This is a genomic window from Nocardiopsis sp. SBT366, assembly GCF_001083815.1.
Taxonomy (GTDB): Bacteria; Actinomycetota; Actinomycetes; order Streptosporangiales; family Streptosporangiaceae; genus Nocardiopsis; species Nocardiopsis prasina.
This window is the reverse complement of the sequence record NZ_LAVM01000114.1, coordinates 1-14745: the sequence shown is the minus strand read 5'-3', so window position 1 is coordinate 14745 and position 14745 is coordinate 1. Positions and strand designations below refer to the sequence as shown.

The 14745-nt window shown below is 71.5% G+C and carries 17 protein-coding genes and 1 pseudogene; 13 read left to right on the top strand and 5 right to left on the bottom strand.

Going from position 1 to position 14745, the window contains the following annotated elements; all coding sequences use genetic code 11:
- Positions 1-19: 19 nt before the first annotated feature.
- Positions 20-1087 carry an ArsA-related P-loop ATPase gene (locus ADX84_RS23575; RefSeq protein ID WP_049579296.1) on the bottom strand — a complete coding sequence of 356 codons (1068 nt, stop codon included), beginning with the start codon at positions 1085-1087 and terminating at the stop codon, positions 20-22.
- A gap of 147 nt (positions 1088-1234) precedes the next feature.
- On the opposite strand from ADX84_RS23575, the gene ADX84_RS26145 reads away from it, so the two are divergent.
- The 4 genes from ADX84_RS26145 (at position 1235) to ADX84_RS23560 (ending at position 3690) form a co-directional block, all read left to right on the top strand.
- Entirely contained in the window at positions 1235-1408 is a 174-nt protein-coding gene (locus ADX84_RS26145; RefSeq protein WP_017590156.1) for a DUF4177 domain-containing protein, read from the top strand.
- Positions 1409-1870, top strand: coding sequence for a RidA family protein (locus tag ADX84_RS23570; protein ID WP_049579293.1), 462 nt, complete (start codon positions 1409-1411; stop codon positions 1868-1870).
- A 59-nt stretch (positions 1871-1929) separates the two neighbouring features.
- Entirely contained in the window at positions 1930-2769 is an 840-nt protein-coding gene (locus ADX84_RS23565; protein ID WP_049579290.1) for an NUDIX hydrolase, read from the top strand.
- A 114-nt stretch (positions 2770-2883) separates the two neighbouring features.
- Positions 2884-3690 carry an MBL fold metallo-hydrolase gene (locus tag ADX84_RS23560; RefSeq protein WP_049579287.1) on the top strand — a complete coding sequence of 269 codons (807 nt, stop codon included), beginning with the start codon at positions 2884-2886 and terminating at the stop codon, positions 3688-3690.
- A gap of 217 nt (positions 3691-3907) precedes the next feature.
- On the opposite strand, the gene ADX84_RS23555 is transcribed toward ADX84_RS23560, so the two are convergent.
- Positions 3908-4582 carry a Crp/Fnr family transcriptional regulator gene (locus tag ADX84_RS23555; RefSeq protein WP_187294582.1) on the bottom strand — a complete coding sequence of 225 codons (675 nt, stop codon included), beginning with the start codon at positions 4580-4582 and terminating at the stop codon, positions 3908-3910.
- 415 nt (positions 4583-4997) lie between these two features.
- Here ADX84_RS23555 and nth point away from each other — a divergent pair, with 415 nt between their 5' ends.
- The 3 genes from nth (at position 4998) to ADX84_RS23540 (ending at position 7649) form a co-directional block, all read left to right on the top strand.
- Positions 4998-5654 (top strand): endonuclease III, encoded by a 657-nt coding sequence (gene nth / locus ADX84_RS23550; RefSeq protein ID WP_049579303.1) that lies wholly within the window; start codon positions 4998-5000, stop codon positions 5652-5654.
- Positions 5655-5793: 139 nt separating this feature from the next.
- A complete protein-coding gene (locus ADX84_RS23545) occupies positions 5794-6447 on the top strand; it encodes a CoA pyrophosphatase (RefSeq protein ID WP_049579285.1) in 654 nt (217 codons plus the stop codon).
- Between the two features lie 23 nt (positions 6448-6470).
- Positions 6471-7649, top strand: a complete 1179-nt coding sequence (locus tag ADX84_RS23540) for a MarP family serine protease (RefSeq protein ID WP_049579283.1) — start codon at positions 6471-6473, stop codon at positions 7647-7649.
- A 78-nt stretch (positions 7650-7727) separates the two neighbouring features.
- On the opposite strand, the gene ADX84_RS23535 is transcribed toward ADX84_RS23540, so the two are convergent.
- The gene (locus ADX84_RS23535) at positions 7728-8282 is read right to left on the bottom strand and encodes an ATP-binding protein (protein ID WP_049579281.1); all 555 of its coding nucleotides are present in this window, start codon (positions 8280-8282) and stop codon (positions 7728-7730) included.
- A gap of 13 nt (positions 8283-8295) precedes the next feature.
- Positions 8296-8643 carry an STAS domain-containing protein gene (locus ADX84_RS23530; protein WP_026117083.1) on the bottom strand — a complete coding sequence of 116 codons (348 nt, stop codon included), beginning with the start codon at positions 8641-8643 and terminating at the stop codon, positions 8296-8298.
- A 233-nt stretch (positions 8644-8876) separates the two neighbouring features.
- Between ADX84_RS23530 and ADX84_RS23525 the strand changes: the two genes are divergently transcribed.
- From ADX84_RS23525 to ADX84_RS23505, 6 genes are all read left to right on the top strand, one after another.
- Positions 8877-11174 carry a DEAD/DEAH box helicase gene (locus ADX84_RS23525; RefSeq protein ID WP_049579277.1) on the top strand — a complete coding sequence of 766 codons (2298 nt, stop codon included), beginning with the start codon at positions 8877-8879 and terminating at the stop codon, positions 11172-11174.
- Positions 11175-11283: 109 nt separating this feature from the next.
- Positions 11284-11460, top strand: a complete 177-nt coding sequence (locus tag ADX84_RS25820) for a DUF4244 domain-containing protein (RefSeq protein WP_234004182.1) — start codon at positions 11284-11286, stop codon at positions 11458-11460.
- The gene (locus ADX84_RS23520; RefSeq protein ID WP_156208166.1) at positions 11438-11794 is read left to right on the top strand and encodes a TadE family type IV pilus minor pilin; all 357 of its coding nucleotides are present in this window, start codon (positions 11438-11440) and stop codon (positions 11792-11794) included. Before ADX84_RS25820 ends, ADX84_RS23520 begins: the two co-directional genes overlap by 23 nt.
- Before the next feature lie 185 nt (positions 11795-11979).
- Positions 11980-12279 carry an Rv3654c family TadE-like protein gene (locus ADX84_RS23515; protein WP_234004180.1) on the top strand — a complete coding sequence of 100 codons (300 nt, stop codon included), beginning with the start codon at positions 11980-11982 and terminating at the stop codon, positions 12277-12279.
- A 663-nt stretch (positions 12280-12942) separates the two neighbouring features.
- Positions 12943-13506, top strand: coding sequence for an RNA polymerase sigma factor (locus tag ADX84_RS23510; RefSeq protein ID WP_049579275.1), 564 nt, complete (start codon positions 12943-12945; stop codon positions 13504-13506).
- Positions 13494-14570 carry a CU044_5270 family protein gene (locus tag ADX84_RS23505; RefSeq protein WP_049579273.1) on the top strand — a complete coding sequence of 359 codons (1077 nt, stop codon included), beginning with the start codon at positions 13494-13496 and terminating at the stop codon, positions 14568-14570. The genes ADX84_RS23510 and ADX84_RS23505 overlap by 13 nt, the downstream gene beginning before the upstream one ends.
- Before the next feature lie 54 nt (positions 14571-14624).
- Here ADX84_RS23505 and ADX84_RS26835 read toward each other — a convergent pair.
- Positions 14625-14745: pseudogene (locus tag ADX84_RS26835) on the bottom strand (type II secretion protein F); the annotation flags it as partial.

Here is a 14745-nt window from a genome sequence, read left to right as displayed (position 1 = left end):
GCCCCTCTCCGGTCCTCGGTCACCGCTCCACCCCCTGATCGGTCAGGCTCCGGGCCAGGTCACCCAGCGCGGCGCGGTCCACCCCGCCCTCCACCCGGGGCAGCTCCACCATGGGCAGGCCCAATTCCTCCAACTCGCCGCGGACCCGTTCCTCCAGCAGCTGGCGCAGCGCGTGCGCGCGCACCTCGCCCGCGAGGTCCTCGGCCAGCTCCTCGTGCGCCTCCAGCAGGGCCCGGTCCAGAGGCGCGGCCCTGAGCCCCGAAGCGAGCGCGGCCGAGTCCAGCTCCCCCGTGACGGCGGCGGCGAGGTCGGCGGCGTCCAGCAGCGGCGGCGCGACCATGTTCACCAGGACTGATCCCAGGGGCAGACCCAGCTCGCGCAGCTCAGCGATCCCGTCCCGGGTCTCCTGGGCGGGCATCTCCTCCAGCAGGGTCACGAAGTGCACGCGGGTCCGGGCGGAGCGGATCACCTCCATGACCCGGTCGGCGTGGCCTCGGACAGGACCCACCCGGGCCAGCCCCGCCACCTCCGAGTTGACGTTCAGGAACCGCCCGATCCGCCCCGTGGGCGGCGCGTCCATGATCACGGCGTCGTAGTGGAAGGGGGCACTCGAGGGGGAGCCGGAGGTCCGTCCCCGGCCACCCGTGCGCCGCCGGACCGCCTCGGTGGCCTTGCCGGTGAGCAGGACGTCGCGCAGCCCTGGGGCGATGGTGGTGGCGAAGTCGACGGCGCCCAGTTTGGTGAGCGCCTGACCGGCCCTGCGCATCCCGTAGAACAGCTCCAGGTACTCCAGCAGCGCGGCCTCGGCATCCGCCGCCAGTACGTGGACCGAACCCCCGCCGGGCGCGGTCATCATCTCGCGCTCCTCGTAGGGCAGGGCGGGGCTCCCGAGCAGGGAGGCCACCCCCTGGCGGCCCTCCACCTCGACCAGGAGCACGCGTCCGCCCCGGGAGGCCAGGGCCAGCGCCAACGCCGTGGCGGCCGTCGTCTTGCCGGTACCGCCCTTGCCCGTCACGATGTGCAACCGGGCACCGGCGAACGCCGTCCCCGGGTCGTCACCGCGCGGTCCCTGTTCACGATCGCTCACCCCACGGAGTCTATGTGCGGGCTCCGTCGGCCAGTGGACGCAGGTACGGCCGGGTACGCCTGGCCTCCCGAGTGGGTGCGGGTGAGTAAGGTGAGCGGCGTCGAGGGGCGGTCCCAGGGGCCGCCGGTGATCGAGAGGGGTAGACGAATGAGCAAGTGGGAGTACCAGAGCGTGGCGCTGCTGTCGCACGCCACCAAGCAGATCCTGGACAACTGGGGCGAGGACGGCTGGGAGCTGGTCTCCGTCGTGCCGGCGCCGCTGCCCGAGGGCACCGACCCGCGCAACCAGCAGTACGTCGCCTACATGAAGCGGGCCAAGTAGATGGCGACCCCGGAGGAGCGGATCGCCGAACTCGGGCTCACCCTGCCCGAGGTCGTTCCCCCGGTCGCGGCCTACCAGCCGACCGTCCGCAGCGGTGACCACGTCTACGTCTCCGGCCAGCTGCCGTTCGTCGACGGCGCCCTTCCGGCCACCGGCAAGGTCGGTGCCGAGGTCAGCCCGGAGGCCGCCAAGGAACTGGCCGCCGTGTGCGCGCTGAACGCCATCGCGGCGGTGCGGGCCGAGGTCGGCGAGCTGTCCGACGTGGTGCGCGTGGTGCGGGTGGGTGGCTTCGTGGCCAGCGACCCCGGGTTCACCGGGCACCCCGGTGTGATCAACGGGGCCAGCGAGCTGCTCGGCGAGGTCTTCGGCGCGGCCGGGGTGCACGCCCGGGCCGCCGTCGGTGTCGCGTCCCTGCCGTTGGACGCCCCGGTCGAGGTTGACATGATCGTCGAGGTCCGCTGACCGGACCCGAGGACGACCCGGGCCACAGCGCGGCCTTCGTGAACGACGGGAGTGAGTCGATGACCGAGGACGACGGTGTGGCCCGGCCCCGCCCCGCCGCCACCGTGATGCTGCTGCGTCCGGTGGCGGGCTCCGACGCCGCACGAGCGGAGCGCCCCATGGAGGTCCTGCTCATGCGCAGGGTGCCGACCATGGGATTCGCCCCGGGTGCCTACGTCTTCCCGGGCGGCCGGGTGGACGGGCGCGACGCCGACGGCGACCTCCCGTGGACCGGTCCGTCCCCCGAGGAGTGGGCCGGGGTCCTGGGAACGGACGTGCCCCGGGCCCGCGCCCTGGTGTGCGCGGCGGTCCGGGAGACCTTCGAGGAGACCGGTGTCCTGCTGGCCAGCGAACCGGAGCGGGCGGGGGAGGAGGCGATCACCCTCGACACCGCCACCGACGACTGGGAGCGGGACAGGCTGGGCCTGATCGACCACACCCACTCCTTCACGGAGGTGCTGTGTCGGCGCGGGCTGGCGCTGCGCTCGGAGTGGCTGCGCGCGTGGTCGAGGTGGATCACCCCCGGCAACCAGCCGCGCCGCTTCGACACCTGGTTCTTCACCGCCGAACTCCCTCCCGGGCAGGCGGCACGCGACGTCGGCGGTGAGGCCGACCTCACGCGGTGGACCGACCCGTCCGTGGTCGCCGGGGAATGGGGCGCCGGGAGGATGCCGATGCTGCCGCCGACCGTGATCGCCTGCGCCGAGCTGGCGGAGCGGCGGACCCTCCGGGGTGTGAGGGAGGCCCGGCGGGATATCGTTCCTCTCGAACCGGACGTTCGGGAAATAGGCGGACAGCTCCGTGTCGTGGCGCCGGACGGTAGGGACTTCCCCCTGCCGGGGCCCGGCGCGGGACAGTGAGCGCTGCTTCCTCTTCCGGCGGCGCGCGGCGCCCCGTCGTGGGGCGGCCCGTCGTACGACGGGCCCTCGGGGCCGTTCGGGCGGGTCCGGGTACGGCGATCGAAGCGAGGTGCGATGAGGATCGACGGTTCCGGGACACTGCGCGCCGGTTGCGTGCTCTGCCCCAACCCAGGCCCGATGACGCTGGAGGGCACCAACACCTGGGTCCTGCGTGAACCGGGCGCGCGCGGGGTGATGGTCGTCGATCCGGGCCCCCACGACGAGCGCCACCTGGAGCGGGTGGCGCGGATCGTGCAGGAACAGGGCGCCCAGGTCCAGATGGCCGCGGTGACGCACCGGCACTTCGACCACGCCGAGGGTTCCCGGTACTTCTCCGAACTGACCGGTGCGCCCGTGCACGCGGTGGATCCGCAGGTGCGGGTGGGCGGCGCGGGCCTGGAGGACGGTCAGCTGCTCGACGTGGACGGCCTGGAGGTCCGGGTCATCGCCACGCCGGGGCACACCGACGACTCGGTCTGCCTGCTCGTCGAGGCCGACAGCGCCATCCTGACCGGGGACACCATCCTGGGACACGGCACGACGGTGATCGACGGTGACGACGGCCTGGCCCCCTACATGGATTCGCTGTACCGCCTCCGGGGCCTGGTGGAGGAATACCAGGTGCGGACGCTGTTGCCGGGGCACGGGCCTATCCTGACCTCGCCGACGGCCGCGCTGACCTCCTACATCGACCACCGTGAGGCGCGTCTGGCGCAGGTGCGGGACGCGGTGGCGGCCGGAGCGGCGGGGGTCGGGGAGATCATTGACCGCGTCTACCCCGACGTCGTGGAGAGCGTCCGCCCGGCCGCGGCCTCCTCGGTCCGGGCGCAGCTGCGCTACCTGGCGGTCAAGGGCGAGCTCCCCGAGGGATTCGTGGAGTAGGTCCCGTGTCCCCGGGGCGTGCGGGCCAGGAGTCCACGTGTCCCCCGAGCCCACGCGGCCAGGAGTCCACGCGCCCCCGGAGCCCACGCCCCCCGGAGCCCGCGTGGCCGGGAAGCCCACGCGGCCCGGAGAGCGCCTGAGAGGCCCCTGAAAGCGCTGCGGCCGCCACCCCGGAGGGCGGCGGCCGCACAGCGTCTGTGGTTCTGCTGAGGCGTCTCTAGCGGGCGCGACGGCGCATGCGCTCGACGTCCAGCAGGACCACGGCCTTGGCCTCGATCCGCAGCCAGCCGCGCAGGGCGAACTCGGCGAGGGCCTTGTTGACCGTCTCACGGGAGGCGCCCACCAGCTGGGCCAGCTCCTCCTGGGTGAGGTCGTGGTGCACGTGCAGGCCGTCGTCGCCCTCCTTGCCGAACTTGTCGGCGAGTTCGAGCAGGGCCTTGGCCACGCGGCCGGGCACGTCGGTGAAGACCAGGTCGGCCATCACGTCGTTGGTCCGGCGCAGTCGGGCGGCCAGCGACTTCAGCAGCTGGAGGCCCACCTGCGGGCGGCTGGACAGGAAGGGCCGCAGGTCGTCGTGGCCGAGCCCGGCGAGCACGGAGTCGGTGACGGCCACGGCGCTCGCGGTGCGCGGGCGCGGGTCGAACAGCGACAGCTCTCCGAACATCTCGCTGGGGCCGAGCACGCCCAGCAGGTTCTCGCGACCGTCCACGGCCGTGCGGGTCAGCTTCACCTTCCCGCTGAGGATCACGTACAGGCGGTCGCCCTCGTCACCCTCGTTGAACAGGGTCTGACCGCGACCGAGACGCACCTCGTTCACCGAGGAGCGGAGCGCGGCCGTGTCCTCCTCGTCCAGCGCCTCGAACAGAGGGGCCTTCCGGAGCACCTCGTTGATCTCGTCCACACGTCCTCCTAAAACCTGACCGTCAACAGTGTGACGTATATCGCAACCGGGTGGGAAACCAGTTCGTTACCACGGCTAGTCCGCCGGGAGACAACGTGCCCACAACAGCCGACGTCAGCCCATGCGATCCTAGTCGTTGCCGACTTGGGTCACGGCGTGTCCGCGCCGTACGACCGGACATTGGTTACATAATCTCGGTCACCAGTCGAAACGTCGGCACGCGACCGAATTCCGACACCGGTGTGAGTCGACCCGGACGTGCCCCCCACGACCGGACGCCTACCCTGTGACGATGTCCCACACTCCAGAGCCCCGTCACACCGCGTCCGAGGAGGGCGCGGCCGTGCCGGAGAACGCCACGCCCACCGGGGAGAGCCGACTCGCGCTGGTCCGCCGCGCTCGGAAGATGTACCGGGAGCTCTCGGAGCTGTATCCGGACGCCCACGCCGAACTGAACTTCACCACCCCGCTGGAGCTCCTGGTCGCGACGATCCTGTCCGCGCAGTGCACGGACAAGCGGGTCAACCTGGTCACCCCGGCGCTCTTCGCGCGCTACCCCGACGCCGAGGCCTACGCGTCGGCCAGGCGCGAGGAGCTGGAGGAGATGATCCGTTCGACGGGGTTCTTCCGGGCCAAGGCCAACAGCCTGTTGGGGCTGGGCCAGGCCCTGTGCGAACGACACGGCGGCGAGGTCCCTGGAAACCTCGCCGACCTGGTCAAACTACCCGGTGTAGGACGAAAAACCGCAAACGTACTGCTCGGTAACGCCTTCGATGTGCCGGGGATCACCGTGGACACCCACTTCGGCCGACTGGTCCGGCGATTCGGGTGGACCGACGAGGAGGACCCGGTCAGGGTCGAGCACGCCGTCGGCGAACTCTTCCCCTCCAAGGACTGGACGATGCTCTCCCACCGCGTCGTGTGGCACGGCCGCCGCGTGTGCCACGCCCGCAGGCCCGCCTGCGGCGCGTGCGGCGTGGCCCGCTGGTGCCCGTCCTTCGGGGAGGGGCCCACGGACACCGAGACCGCCACCAAACTGCTCCGGATGCGCTCCTTCGCCTGACCGGCCAGGACCCCAAGACGCGGGCACGGGTCCCGGCAGTTTGTACCCTGAATCACGTGAGTGCGCGCACACCGGCTCCCGAGGCGTCCGCACCCGTACAGATGTCGGCGTGACAACCCCCGGAACAGGTTCCCAGCGAATGAACTCGACCCCGCTCTGGCTGTCCGCGCTCGCGGACGACGCCCGGACGATGCCGGTGCCCAAGCCGATGCGCCCGCCGGAGCGGGGTGGCCGCGAGTCCGCCGTGCTCATCCTCTTCGGGGAGACCGACAGGGGACCCGACCTCCTGCTCATCCAGCGCAACGACGGGCTGCGCCGCCACGCGGGCCAGCCAGCCTTCCCCGGCGGGCGGATCGAACCCACCGACGCCTCACCCGAGGCCGCCGCGCTGCGCGAGGCCGAGGAGGAGACCGGTGCCGTCCCCGCGGGGATCGACGTGGTCGGCCGCCTCCCCGAGCTCTACCTGAGCTTCAGCGACTTCCGGGTCGCCCCCATCCTCGGCTGGTGGCGAGAGCCCTCCGAGGTGCGCGCCGCCGACGCCGGGGAGGTCGCCGCGGTGGCCCGCGTCCCCGTCGCCGACCTCGCCGACCCGTCGAACAGGGTCAAGGTCCGCTACGGGGGAGGCCCCATGTGGGGTCCGGGGTTCCGGGTGGACGGCATGCTCGTGTGGGGTTTCACGGGAGCGATCATCGACAGCCTGCTCGTTCTCGGGGGATGGGAACTTCCCTGGCGTGACAGGGGTCTAACAGACGTGTTCGAAGCCACCCCGCAGGGACTCCGCCCGGTCGGGTAACGCTCACTTCTTGGAGGGCATCCGTGCTCGACGCGGTCCTGGTCATCCTGTTGCTGCTCTTCGCGGTGACCGGCTACCGGCAGGGGTTCATCGTCGGCGTCTTCAGCTTCGTCGGCTTCATCGGCGGCGGGATCGTCGCGGCGCTCACCGCGCCCGGGCTCATCCAGGAGTGGGTGGCCGACCCCGGGCGCCAGGCCCTGCTGGCCATCGCCGTGGTGTTCCTCTCCGCGGCCCTGGGCCAGTTCCTCGCCTCCTACCTGGGCACCATGGTGCGCAACAAGGTCACGTGGGACTCGGCGCGCGTCGTGGACGCGCTCGGCGGCGCGGTGGTCAGCGGGATCTCGGTGCTGCTGGTCGCCTGGTTCATCGGCAGCACGGTGGCCAACTCGGCTCTGCCGTACGTGTCCCAGCAGGTCAAGGAGTCACGCATCCTCCAAGCGGTGGACTCGCTGATGCCGGACGCCGCGCACCAGGGCTTCTCGACCTTCCGCCGGGTGGTGGACCAGAGCGCCTTCCCGCAGGTGTTCAGCGGCCTCGGCACGGGCGAACTCGCCGAGGTGGACCCGCCCGACCCCGACGTCCTCACCACGCCGGAGCTCATCGAGTCCAGCCGCAGCGTGGTCAAGGTGCTCGGCACGGCCCCCTCCTGCCAGCGGAGGGTGGAGGGCACCGGCTTCGCCTACGGGCAGGACCGCATCATGACCAACGCCCACGTGGTCGCCGGGGTCACCGAGGACCTGCGCGTGGTCACCCGGGACGGACACCAGCTGGAGGCCACCCTGGTGCTGTTCGACGCCCAGCAGGACCTGGCCGTGCTGCACGTGCCCGGGATGGACCTGGAGCCCCTGGACTTCAACGATGAGGCCGCTCAGGGCGACGACGCCGTCGTGGCGGGCTTCCCGCGCAACAGCGGGTTCACCGCCGTCCCGGCGCGCATCCGCGCCAAGCAGACCGCGCAGGGCTCGGACTTCTACCACGCGCAGCAGGTGAGCCGGGAGATCTACCAGGTCCGTGCGGTGGTGCGCCCCGGCAACTCCGGTGGCCCGCTGCTCGCCCCCGACGGCACCGTGTACGGAGTGGTCTTCGCCGCGGCCACCAACGAGGACGAGACCGGCTACGTGCTGACCGCCGACGAGGTCGCGGCCAACGCCGAGGAGGGGCTGACCGCCCTCGCGGAGGTCTCGTCCCAGACCTGCGACTGACGCGGGTCGGGGCCCGAGCCCCGAGGACGACGAAGGGGCGCCTCCCGGTCCGGGAGGCGCCCCTTCGTGACGTGAAGCCTAGTTCGAGCTCGGGTTCTGGGTCTGGTCCGCGTGGAGCGGCCAGCTCATCCGGACCACCGTGCCCGATTCCTCGGGTTCGATGCTCACCTCGTCCGCGAGGCCGGTGATCACCGCCAGGCCGAGGCCGGGGGAGAAACCGGAGATCCCGCCGGGAGGGGTGTCCTCGCCGTCCAGGAAGAGGCCGTCGAGCAACGGCTCCAGGTGGTGTGTCGTCTCCTCGGTGTCCTTCGCGGGTGCACGGTCGGAGACGACCACCTCGAAGCGTCGTGTCGCGCTCCCGTTGGAGCCCGGCGTCGGGTTCGAGGCGTCGGTACGGGGGTCCGTCACCGGATCGGGTCCGCTGCCGTCGATCAGTTGGAGCTGGATCGGCTGCGTGGGGCAGTGCAGCTTGTGCGCCGCGACCGCCCGTGAGCAGGCCTCACCGACCGCCAGCCTGATCTCGTCGATCGCGGAGGCGGCGATGCCCGCCCGACGCGCGACGGTCGCGGCCATGAGCCGAGCCGTGCGCACGTGGGCCGGGAGCGCGCTGATCGTGAGCGTGATGGTTGCCATCGCTCGCTCTGGGTTACTTCGACGAACGCTTGTCGATGGCTTCCTGCACAGAGCCGTGGATACCGAACACCTTGGTCAGTCCGGTGATCCGGAAGATCTTCAGAATCCGCTCCTGGGTGCAGACCAGGTCCAGGGTCCCGTCGTGAGCACGGACCCGCTTCAACCCGCCCACAAGCACACCGAGGCCCGTCGAGTCCAGGAACTCCACCTTCTCCATGTTGACCACGAGGTGGAAGTTGCCCTTGTTGACCAGGTCGATCAGCAGCTCGCGGAGCCGGGGCGCGGTATAGACATCGATCTCACCCTCAACGACGACGATCTCGGTGTCGCCCTCGGTGTAATGATCAAGCTTCAAATCCACAAGTCCTCCAGCGCCGAACCGCGAAATATCGCGAAGTATCTCTGCCGGGCGTTACCCCACCAGCACGCATTCAACCACGGGTGTCGCTAATGTCTGCCCGCCATGCACGCGCAAACGGCGACCCCGCGCCACTCCTACCCCGGATGACACACTGAAACCGACGTCGAGCGGTGCCCCGAACCTCGGAACGAGGTCGGACGACTCGCGAACGTGTCCAGTGAGGAGGGGACTCGATGAGGCGATCGGAGCCCGCGCTCCCCGGCGTGTGGCGTGACGACACCCGGTACCCGCAGGTCACCCACATCGAGCATGTGGCCCGGAACGCGGGAGTGAGTGGGGACTGGCCTGAGTGGACAGCCCCCCATCTGGTCGAACGACTGGCCGAACGGGGGATCACGGGTCCGTGGTCCCACCAGGCAGCCGCCGCCGACCTCGCACGCTCGGGCCGTGATGTGATCATAGCCACGGGCACCGCCTCGGGGAAGTCGCTCGCCTTCCTTATGCCCGCTGTGGACGCCGTTGACTCAGGGGAAACGGTGCTCTACCTCTCTCCCACGAAAGCGCTTTCCCAGGACCAGCTCAGATGGATTACGGACCTGGGACTTTCGGGCATGCGCGCGGCCGTCTACGACGGCGACACCACCCTGGAGGAGCGCTCCTGGGTGCGCGAGCACGGGAACTACGTCCTGACCAACCCGGACATGCTGCACCACGGCATCCTGCCCCGGCACGGGGCGTGGTCGAGGTTCCTGCGGCGGCTCCGCTACGTGGTGATCGACGAGGCCCACCGGTACCGGGGGGTCTTCGGCTCGCACGTGGCCCAGATCCTGCGGCGTCTGCGCAGGCTGTGCGCCCGCTACCGCTCCGAGCCGGTGTTCGTCCTGGCCTCGGCCACCTCGGGCTCACCCGCCGAGAGCGCCACCCGGCTGACCGGCGTCCCGGTCACCGCAGTGAGCGAGGACGGTTCTCCCCGGCCGGGGATGTCCGTCGCGCTGGTCGAGCCGGAGCTCACCGACCTCACTGGCGAGCATGGTGCGCCGATCCGCCGCACCGCGCCCTCGCAGGCCGCCGAGATGCTCGTCGACCTGGTCCGGGACGGGGTCCGGACCCTGGTATTCGTGCGTTCGCGCCAGGGCGCGGAGGTGGTCGCGATGAACGCCCAGCGGATGCTGACCGAGAACGGTGAGCACGACCTGGCCGGACGGGTGGCCGCCTACCGGGGCGGATACCTGGCGGGCGAGCGGCGCGAACTCGAGGAGGCCCTGAGATCGGGGGAGCTCCTCGGCCTGGCCAGCACGAACGCCCTGGAACTGGGTGTGGACATCAGCGGTCTGGACGCCGTGCTCATCGCGGGTTGGCCGGGCACGCTGGCGTCGCTGTGGCAGCAGGCGGGCCGGGCCGGGCGGCGCGGGGAGGACGCCCTGGCGGTGTTCATCGCGCGCGACGACCCCCTGGACACGTATCTGGCCCACCACCCGGAGGCCATTTTCGGGCGCTCCGTGGAGGCGACCGTCCTTGACCCGGAAAACCCGCACATCCTCGGTCCGCACCTGTGTGCGGCCGCCCAGGAGCTTCCGATCACGCGTGAGGACCTCGAACTCTTCGGGGAGACCACCGAGGGGCAACTCGCCGAACTCGTGGACCGTGGCCTGCTGAGGAAGCGCCCGAGGGGTTGGTTCTGGACAAGTCACGAACGGGCAAGCGACCTCGCCGATATCCGTGGTGCGGGTGGGCCTCCGGTCCAGATCGTCGACACCGCCAGCGGACAGCTGCTCGGGGAGATCGACGAGGAGGCCGCGCACGGAACGGTCCACGCCGGGGCGGTCTACCTCCACCGGGGCGCGACCTACCTGGTGGACGACCTTGACCTGGACGAGGGAGTGGCCCTGGTGCACGCCGCCGAGCCGCCCTACAGCACCTGGGCCCGGGACACCACGGACATCACGGTGCGGTCGGTGCTCCGTGAGGAGGCCTGGCCGAGCGGGGCGACTGTCTGCTTCGGCGAGGTCGAGGTGGTCCGCCAGGTGGTGGGCTTCCTCAAACGGGACGTGCGCACCGGCTCCGTCCTGGGCGAACAGCCCCTGGACATGCCCGAACGCACCCTCCAGACCCGCGCGGTGTGGTGGACCCTGCCCCGGGAGGGGGAGGACCGGCTGCGCGGGGAGGACGTCGCGCTCCTGGGCGCCGCGCACGCCGCCGAGCACACGGCGATCGGCCTGCTGCCCCTGCTCGCCACCTGCGACCGCTGGGACATCGGCGGGGTGTCCACCGCCCTGCACGGGGACACCGGGAAGCTGACGGTGTTCGTCTACGACGGCTACGAGGGCGGCGCGGGGTTCGCCGAACGCGGCTTCGCGGCGGCCCGGGAGTGGCTCGGCGCCACCCGGGCGGCCATCGCCGACTGCGAGTGCGAACAGGGCTGCCCCTCATGCATCCAGTCGCCCAAGTGCGGCACCGGAAACGAACCCCTGAGCAAACCCGGGGCCCTGCGCCTCCTCGACGAGGTGCTGGGAACCGCGAGCCGGGACTGAGCGGGAGTTGTCCACAGGCTGGGGACAACGTCTTCCGCCCGGCCCGGGATGACCGCACTCTGGAAGGACCGGGCGGACGCCCTTCCGCCCGGACCACCAGGGAGGTCCCGTGTTCTCTTCGCCGTGCCCGCTCACCCTCGACCGGGGCATGAGTACCGCCGAGTACGCCGTCGGCACGATCGCAGCCGTGGCCATCGCAGGGGTGCTCTACCTGATCGCCACCAGCGAACCCGTCTCCGCCGCTCTCACCAAGGTCTTCGTCGATGCGCTCCAGCCCCGGCACTGACCACGGCTCCGTGACGATGGAGGCCGCCATGCTGCTTCCCACGCTGATGCTCCTGCTGGCCGTCGCCCTCGGCGGGATCGCCGCCGCCGAGGCCCGGTTGTCCTGCGCCGACGCCGCCCGAATCGGCGCCCGCGCTCTGGCCCGTGGGGAACCACCCGAACGGGCCCGGTCCCTGGCCCTGTCCGCCGCGCCGGACCGGGCCCGCGTCGAACTCTCCGACGGCGATGGAACCGCCCGCGTGACCGTCAGCGCCGAGCTCCGGATCGGCCCTCTCCGCGCCCCACCGATCGGCGTGGGTGCTGAGGCGGCGGTCCCGCTGGAGGCACACGGATGAGCCCGGGACTCGCGGTCGGTTTTCCGGTGGCCGCCCCGGAAGTTCCCAGAGGCAAGGAACGGTCGCCCAGCGATCGAGGATCACCCGTGCCGGGACCGGTGGCCCCTTCGCGCCCACGGAGCTCAGGGGCATGGGGCCCTGCGGACTCGGGGTCGGCAAGCGTCTGGTGGATCTCGCTGAGCCTGGTGCTCTGGTTCCTGGTCCACGCCGTACTCCTCACCGCCACGGCGCGCCTGGACCGGGACCGGGCGGCGACCGCGGCGGACCTCGCCGCGCTCGCGGCAGCGGCCCGGGCACACGAGGGCGCCGAGCCGGTCTGCGTGGTGGCCCGACGAACGGCCGAGGCCAACGGGGCGGTGCTCGCGTCCTGCGAACTGGACGGCCTCACCGTCGAGGTGTCCGTCTCCCTCACCGCCTCGGCCCTGCCCCACGAGGTCACCGCGCGCTCCCGGGCAGGGCCGACGCACGATCCAGGGGAGGCCTGATGGCCGTTCGGAACCGCGCTTGGGGCCTTCGGGTCCGCCGCACGAGGACTTCGCCAGTTCCCGGGATGGACCGGCCCATGCTCCTGTGGGTGCGTGGTGACCTCGGAAGTGGACTGCCGAACTTCGGTCCGGTCCCCAGCGATCTTCGCCCGGCCTTGGGCAGGACCGGCTCACGATCCGGAGAGGTCTGATGGCCGTTCGAAGGTGAGGCGAGCCTTGGCGCCTGCTGCACGAGGTCACCGCGCGCTCCCGGGCCGGACCGGTCCACGCTCCCGGGGAGGCCTGATGGCCCCGGGAGGAGAGCCCTCGGACGGCCGCGTCGGACACCGGGGGATTCACAACGGGAACGAACCAGGCCCACCTCTGGCTTGGTAGACCTCCCGGAACTCCGGGTTCGGTCGGGGCGTCCGGCGGCGACCCGCTCCGTCGCCGGATCCTGCCTGTTGGCTGCGGGCGGTCCGTACTCCTGCTCCCGGGGGATCCCGTGGTGAGGCGTCGACCTAACCTTCGAGGTGGGACGGGCCCCGGGCCAGTCGGCCCTCCCACCTCCACACCGGGCCTGTGACACAGGACACGTGCGGGTCCCACGAGAAAAGTCGCCTCCCGATCAAACACACACCCCCTCCACAGACATAGACGGGTGAGAGAACGGGAGGAACGCCGATGCGAGAAGGCCGGGCCGGAGACGAACACTCCGACCGACGCGACTTCAACGCCGTGTTCGAAGAGCACTACGACGCGGTTTACCGCTACGCGCGCCGACGTGTGGGGCCCGACCAGGCCGATGACGTCGCCTCGGAGGCCTTCGCGGTGGCGTGGCAACGCAGGGGGCGGGTGCCCCCGGGCCAGGAACTGCCCTGGCTCTACGCCTGTGCACGCCGGATCAGCCTCGCCCACATGCGCACCGCGCAACGCCAGGGGCTGATCGCCGCGTCACTCGGGCGTGAGACCGACGCCAACCACCACGACGACGCCGACCAGTTCATCGACCGTGCCGGAGCGCTGGCCGCCCTGGCCCGGCTGACGGAGGTCGAACGCGAACTCGTGATGCTCGTGACCTGGGAGGGGCTCGACTGCCGCCAGGCCGCCAGGGTGATCGGCTGCGCCCACGTCACCGCTCGCGGGCGTCTGCACCGGGCTCGAAGAAAACTGACCGCGTACATGAAGGAAGACGCCCCCGCACCCGCTCGGGTCCGCGTCCTGAAGGAGGCCCCGTGGACGACCTGACCGCTCTGCGCAACGCGTTCGAGGGGACCGACCCCGCGAAGGACGTCCGCCCCACCCCCGAGGCCCGACAGCGGGCGCGTGTCGAAGCCATCGCGAAACTGGAGGAACACGAGACCATGGCCCGCCCCCTTTGGAAGCGCATCCCCGTCCTGGCCGCCGGTGCTGCCACCGCAGCCCTCGCCGTGGGCGCCGGTGTGGTCATCCTGCCCGGTGACGACCCTGTTGGCATCCCGCTCGCCTACGCCGCGCAGCCCGAACCCATCGAGGTGACCGGAGGTGACCCGGTGGACGGCACCGAGCCGCTGACGGAGCTGGCCGACGTCACCGAGACGCGCGGCGCGGCCCCCGGTGAGGGCGACGTCGCCTTCGTGTCCACCACCGGCGTGCAGCTGCACCTGCTCACCGCCAACGCCGGTGACGAGGACCCCGACGAGACCTACGGGTACCGGTTCGTTCCCTACGACTGGACGGACTGGGAGGACCTGGAGGGCAACACCCGCCAGGACACCGATCCCAAGCCCCCGCTGGAGACCGGTGGCGAGGAGGCCGACCACGAGTGGTTCCTGGACCAGGGCAGCGAGTCCCACGAGGACACCCAGCACCAGAGCCTGGTGTGGCCCGCCGAGCTGCCCACCGACACCGACGGCATGCTGGAGGTGCTCGCCGACTTCGGGGAGGGCCCGGCCGACGAGTCCCTTCCCGCGGTGGCCAACGCCGTGGACAGGCTCTACGAGTCGCGTCCGCTGTCCGGTGCCGAGGAAGCCGCCGTCCAGCGGGTGTTCGCCGAGGTCGCCGACGTGACCTATCTGGGCACCGCCACCGACACCCTGAACCGTGAGGGTGAGCTGTTCTCCTTCACCGTGGAGGACGACGGCCGGGTGACCGAGGCCCGGTACATGTACGACGCCCAGGACGGCGCGCTGCTCTACCGCGACACCACCCTGCTGGAGGAGGGCCCCGGCTACGGGGACGCCGCCGACTTCGGGCTGGAGTACCCGCTCCTCACCGAGCAGATCGGGTTCGTGTGGTCGGGCTGGGTCGGCGAGATCGGCCAGCGCCCCTGACGTGAGGCGGGGCGCGGGGGGGACGGGGCCGCCGCGGCCCCCCCCCCCCTGCGCGAGTGCGGCCAGCAGCAGCTCGGCGGCCATGGGCACGATGCCGATCAGCACGAAGGCGGGCAGGAAGCACAGGCCCAGCGGGGCGACGACCAGGACCCCCAGTCTCTCGACGCGCCCCGCG

Bases quoted from the DNA above. Each gene is read 5' to 3' on its own strand.
- ADX84_RS23570 (WP_049579293.1), top strand. From the start codon at position 1,409: ATGGCGACCCCGGAGGAGCGGATCGCCGAACTCGGGCTCACCCTGCCC.
- nth (WP_049579303.1), top strand. From the start codon at position 4,998: ATGTACCGGGAGCTCTCGGAGCTGTATCCGGACGCCCACGCCGAACTG.
- ADX84_RS23545 (WP_049579285.1), top strand. From the start codon at position 5,794: ATGAACTCGACCCCGCTCTGGCTGTCCGCGCTCGCGGACGACGCCCGG.
- ADX84_RS23520 (WP_156208166.1), top strand. From the start codon at position 11,438: ATGCGCTCCAGCCCCGGCACTGACCACGGCTCCGTGACGATGGAGGCC.
- ADX84_RS23560 (WP_049579287.1), top strand. From the start codon at position 2,884: ATGAGGATCGACGGTTCCGGGACACTGCGCGCCGGTTGCGTGCTCTGC.
- ADX84_RS26145 (WP_017590156.1), top strand. From the start codon at position 1,235: ATGAGCAAGTGGGAGTACCAGAGCGTGGCGCTGCTGTCGCACGCCACC.
- ADX84_RS23525 (WP_049579277.1), top strand. From the start codon at position 8,877: ATGAGGCGATCGGAGCCCGCGCTCCCCGGCGTGTGGCGTGACGACACC.
- ADX84_RS23565 (WP_049579290.1), top strand. From the start codon at position 1,930: ATGACCGAGGACGACGGTGTGGCCCGGCCCCGCCCCGCCGCCACCGTG.
- ADX84_RS23510 (WP_049579275.1), top strand. From the start codon at position 12,943: ATGCGAGAAGGCCGGGCCGGAGACGAACACTCCGACCGACGCGACTTC.
- ADX84_RS23535 (WP_049579281.1), bottom strand. From the start codon at position 8,282: ATGGCAACCATCACGCTCACGATCAGCGCGCTCCCGGCCCACGTGCGC.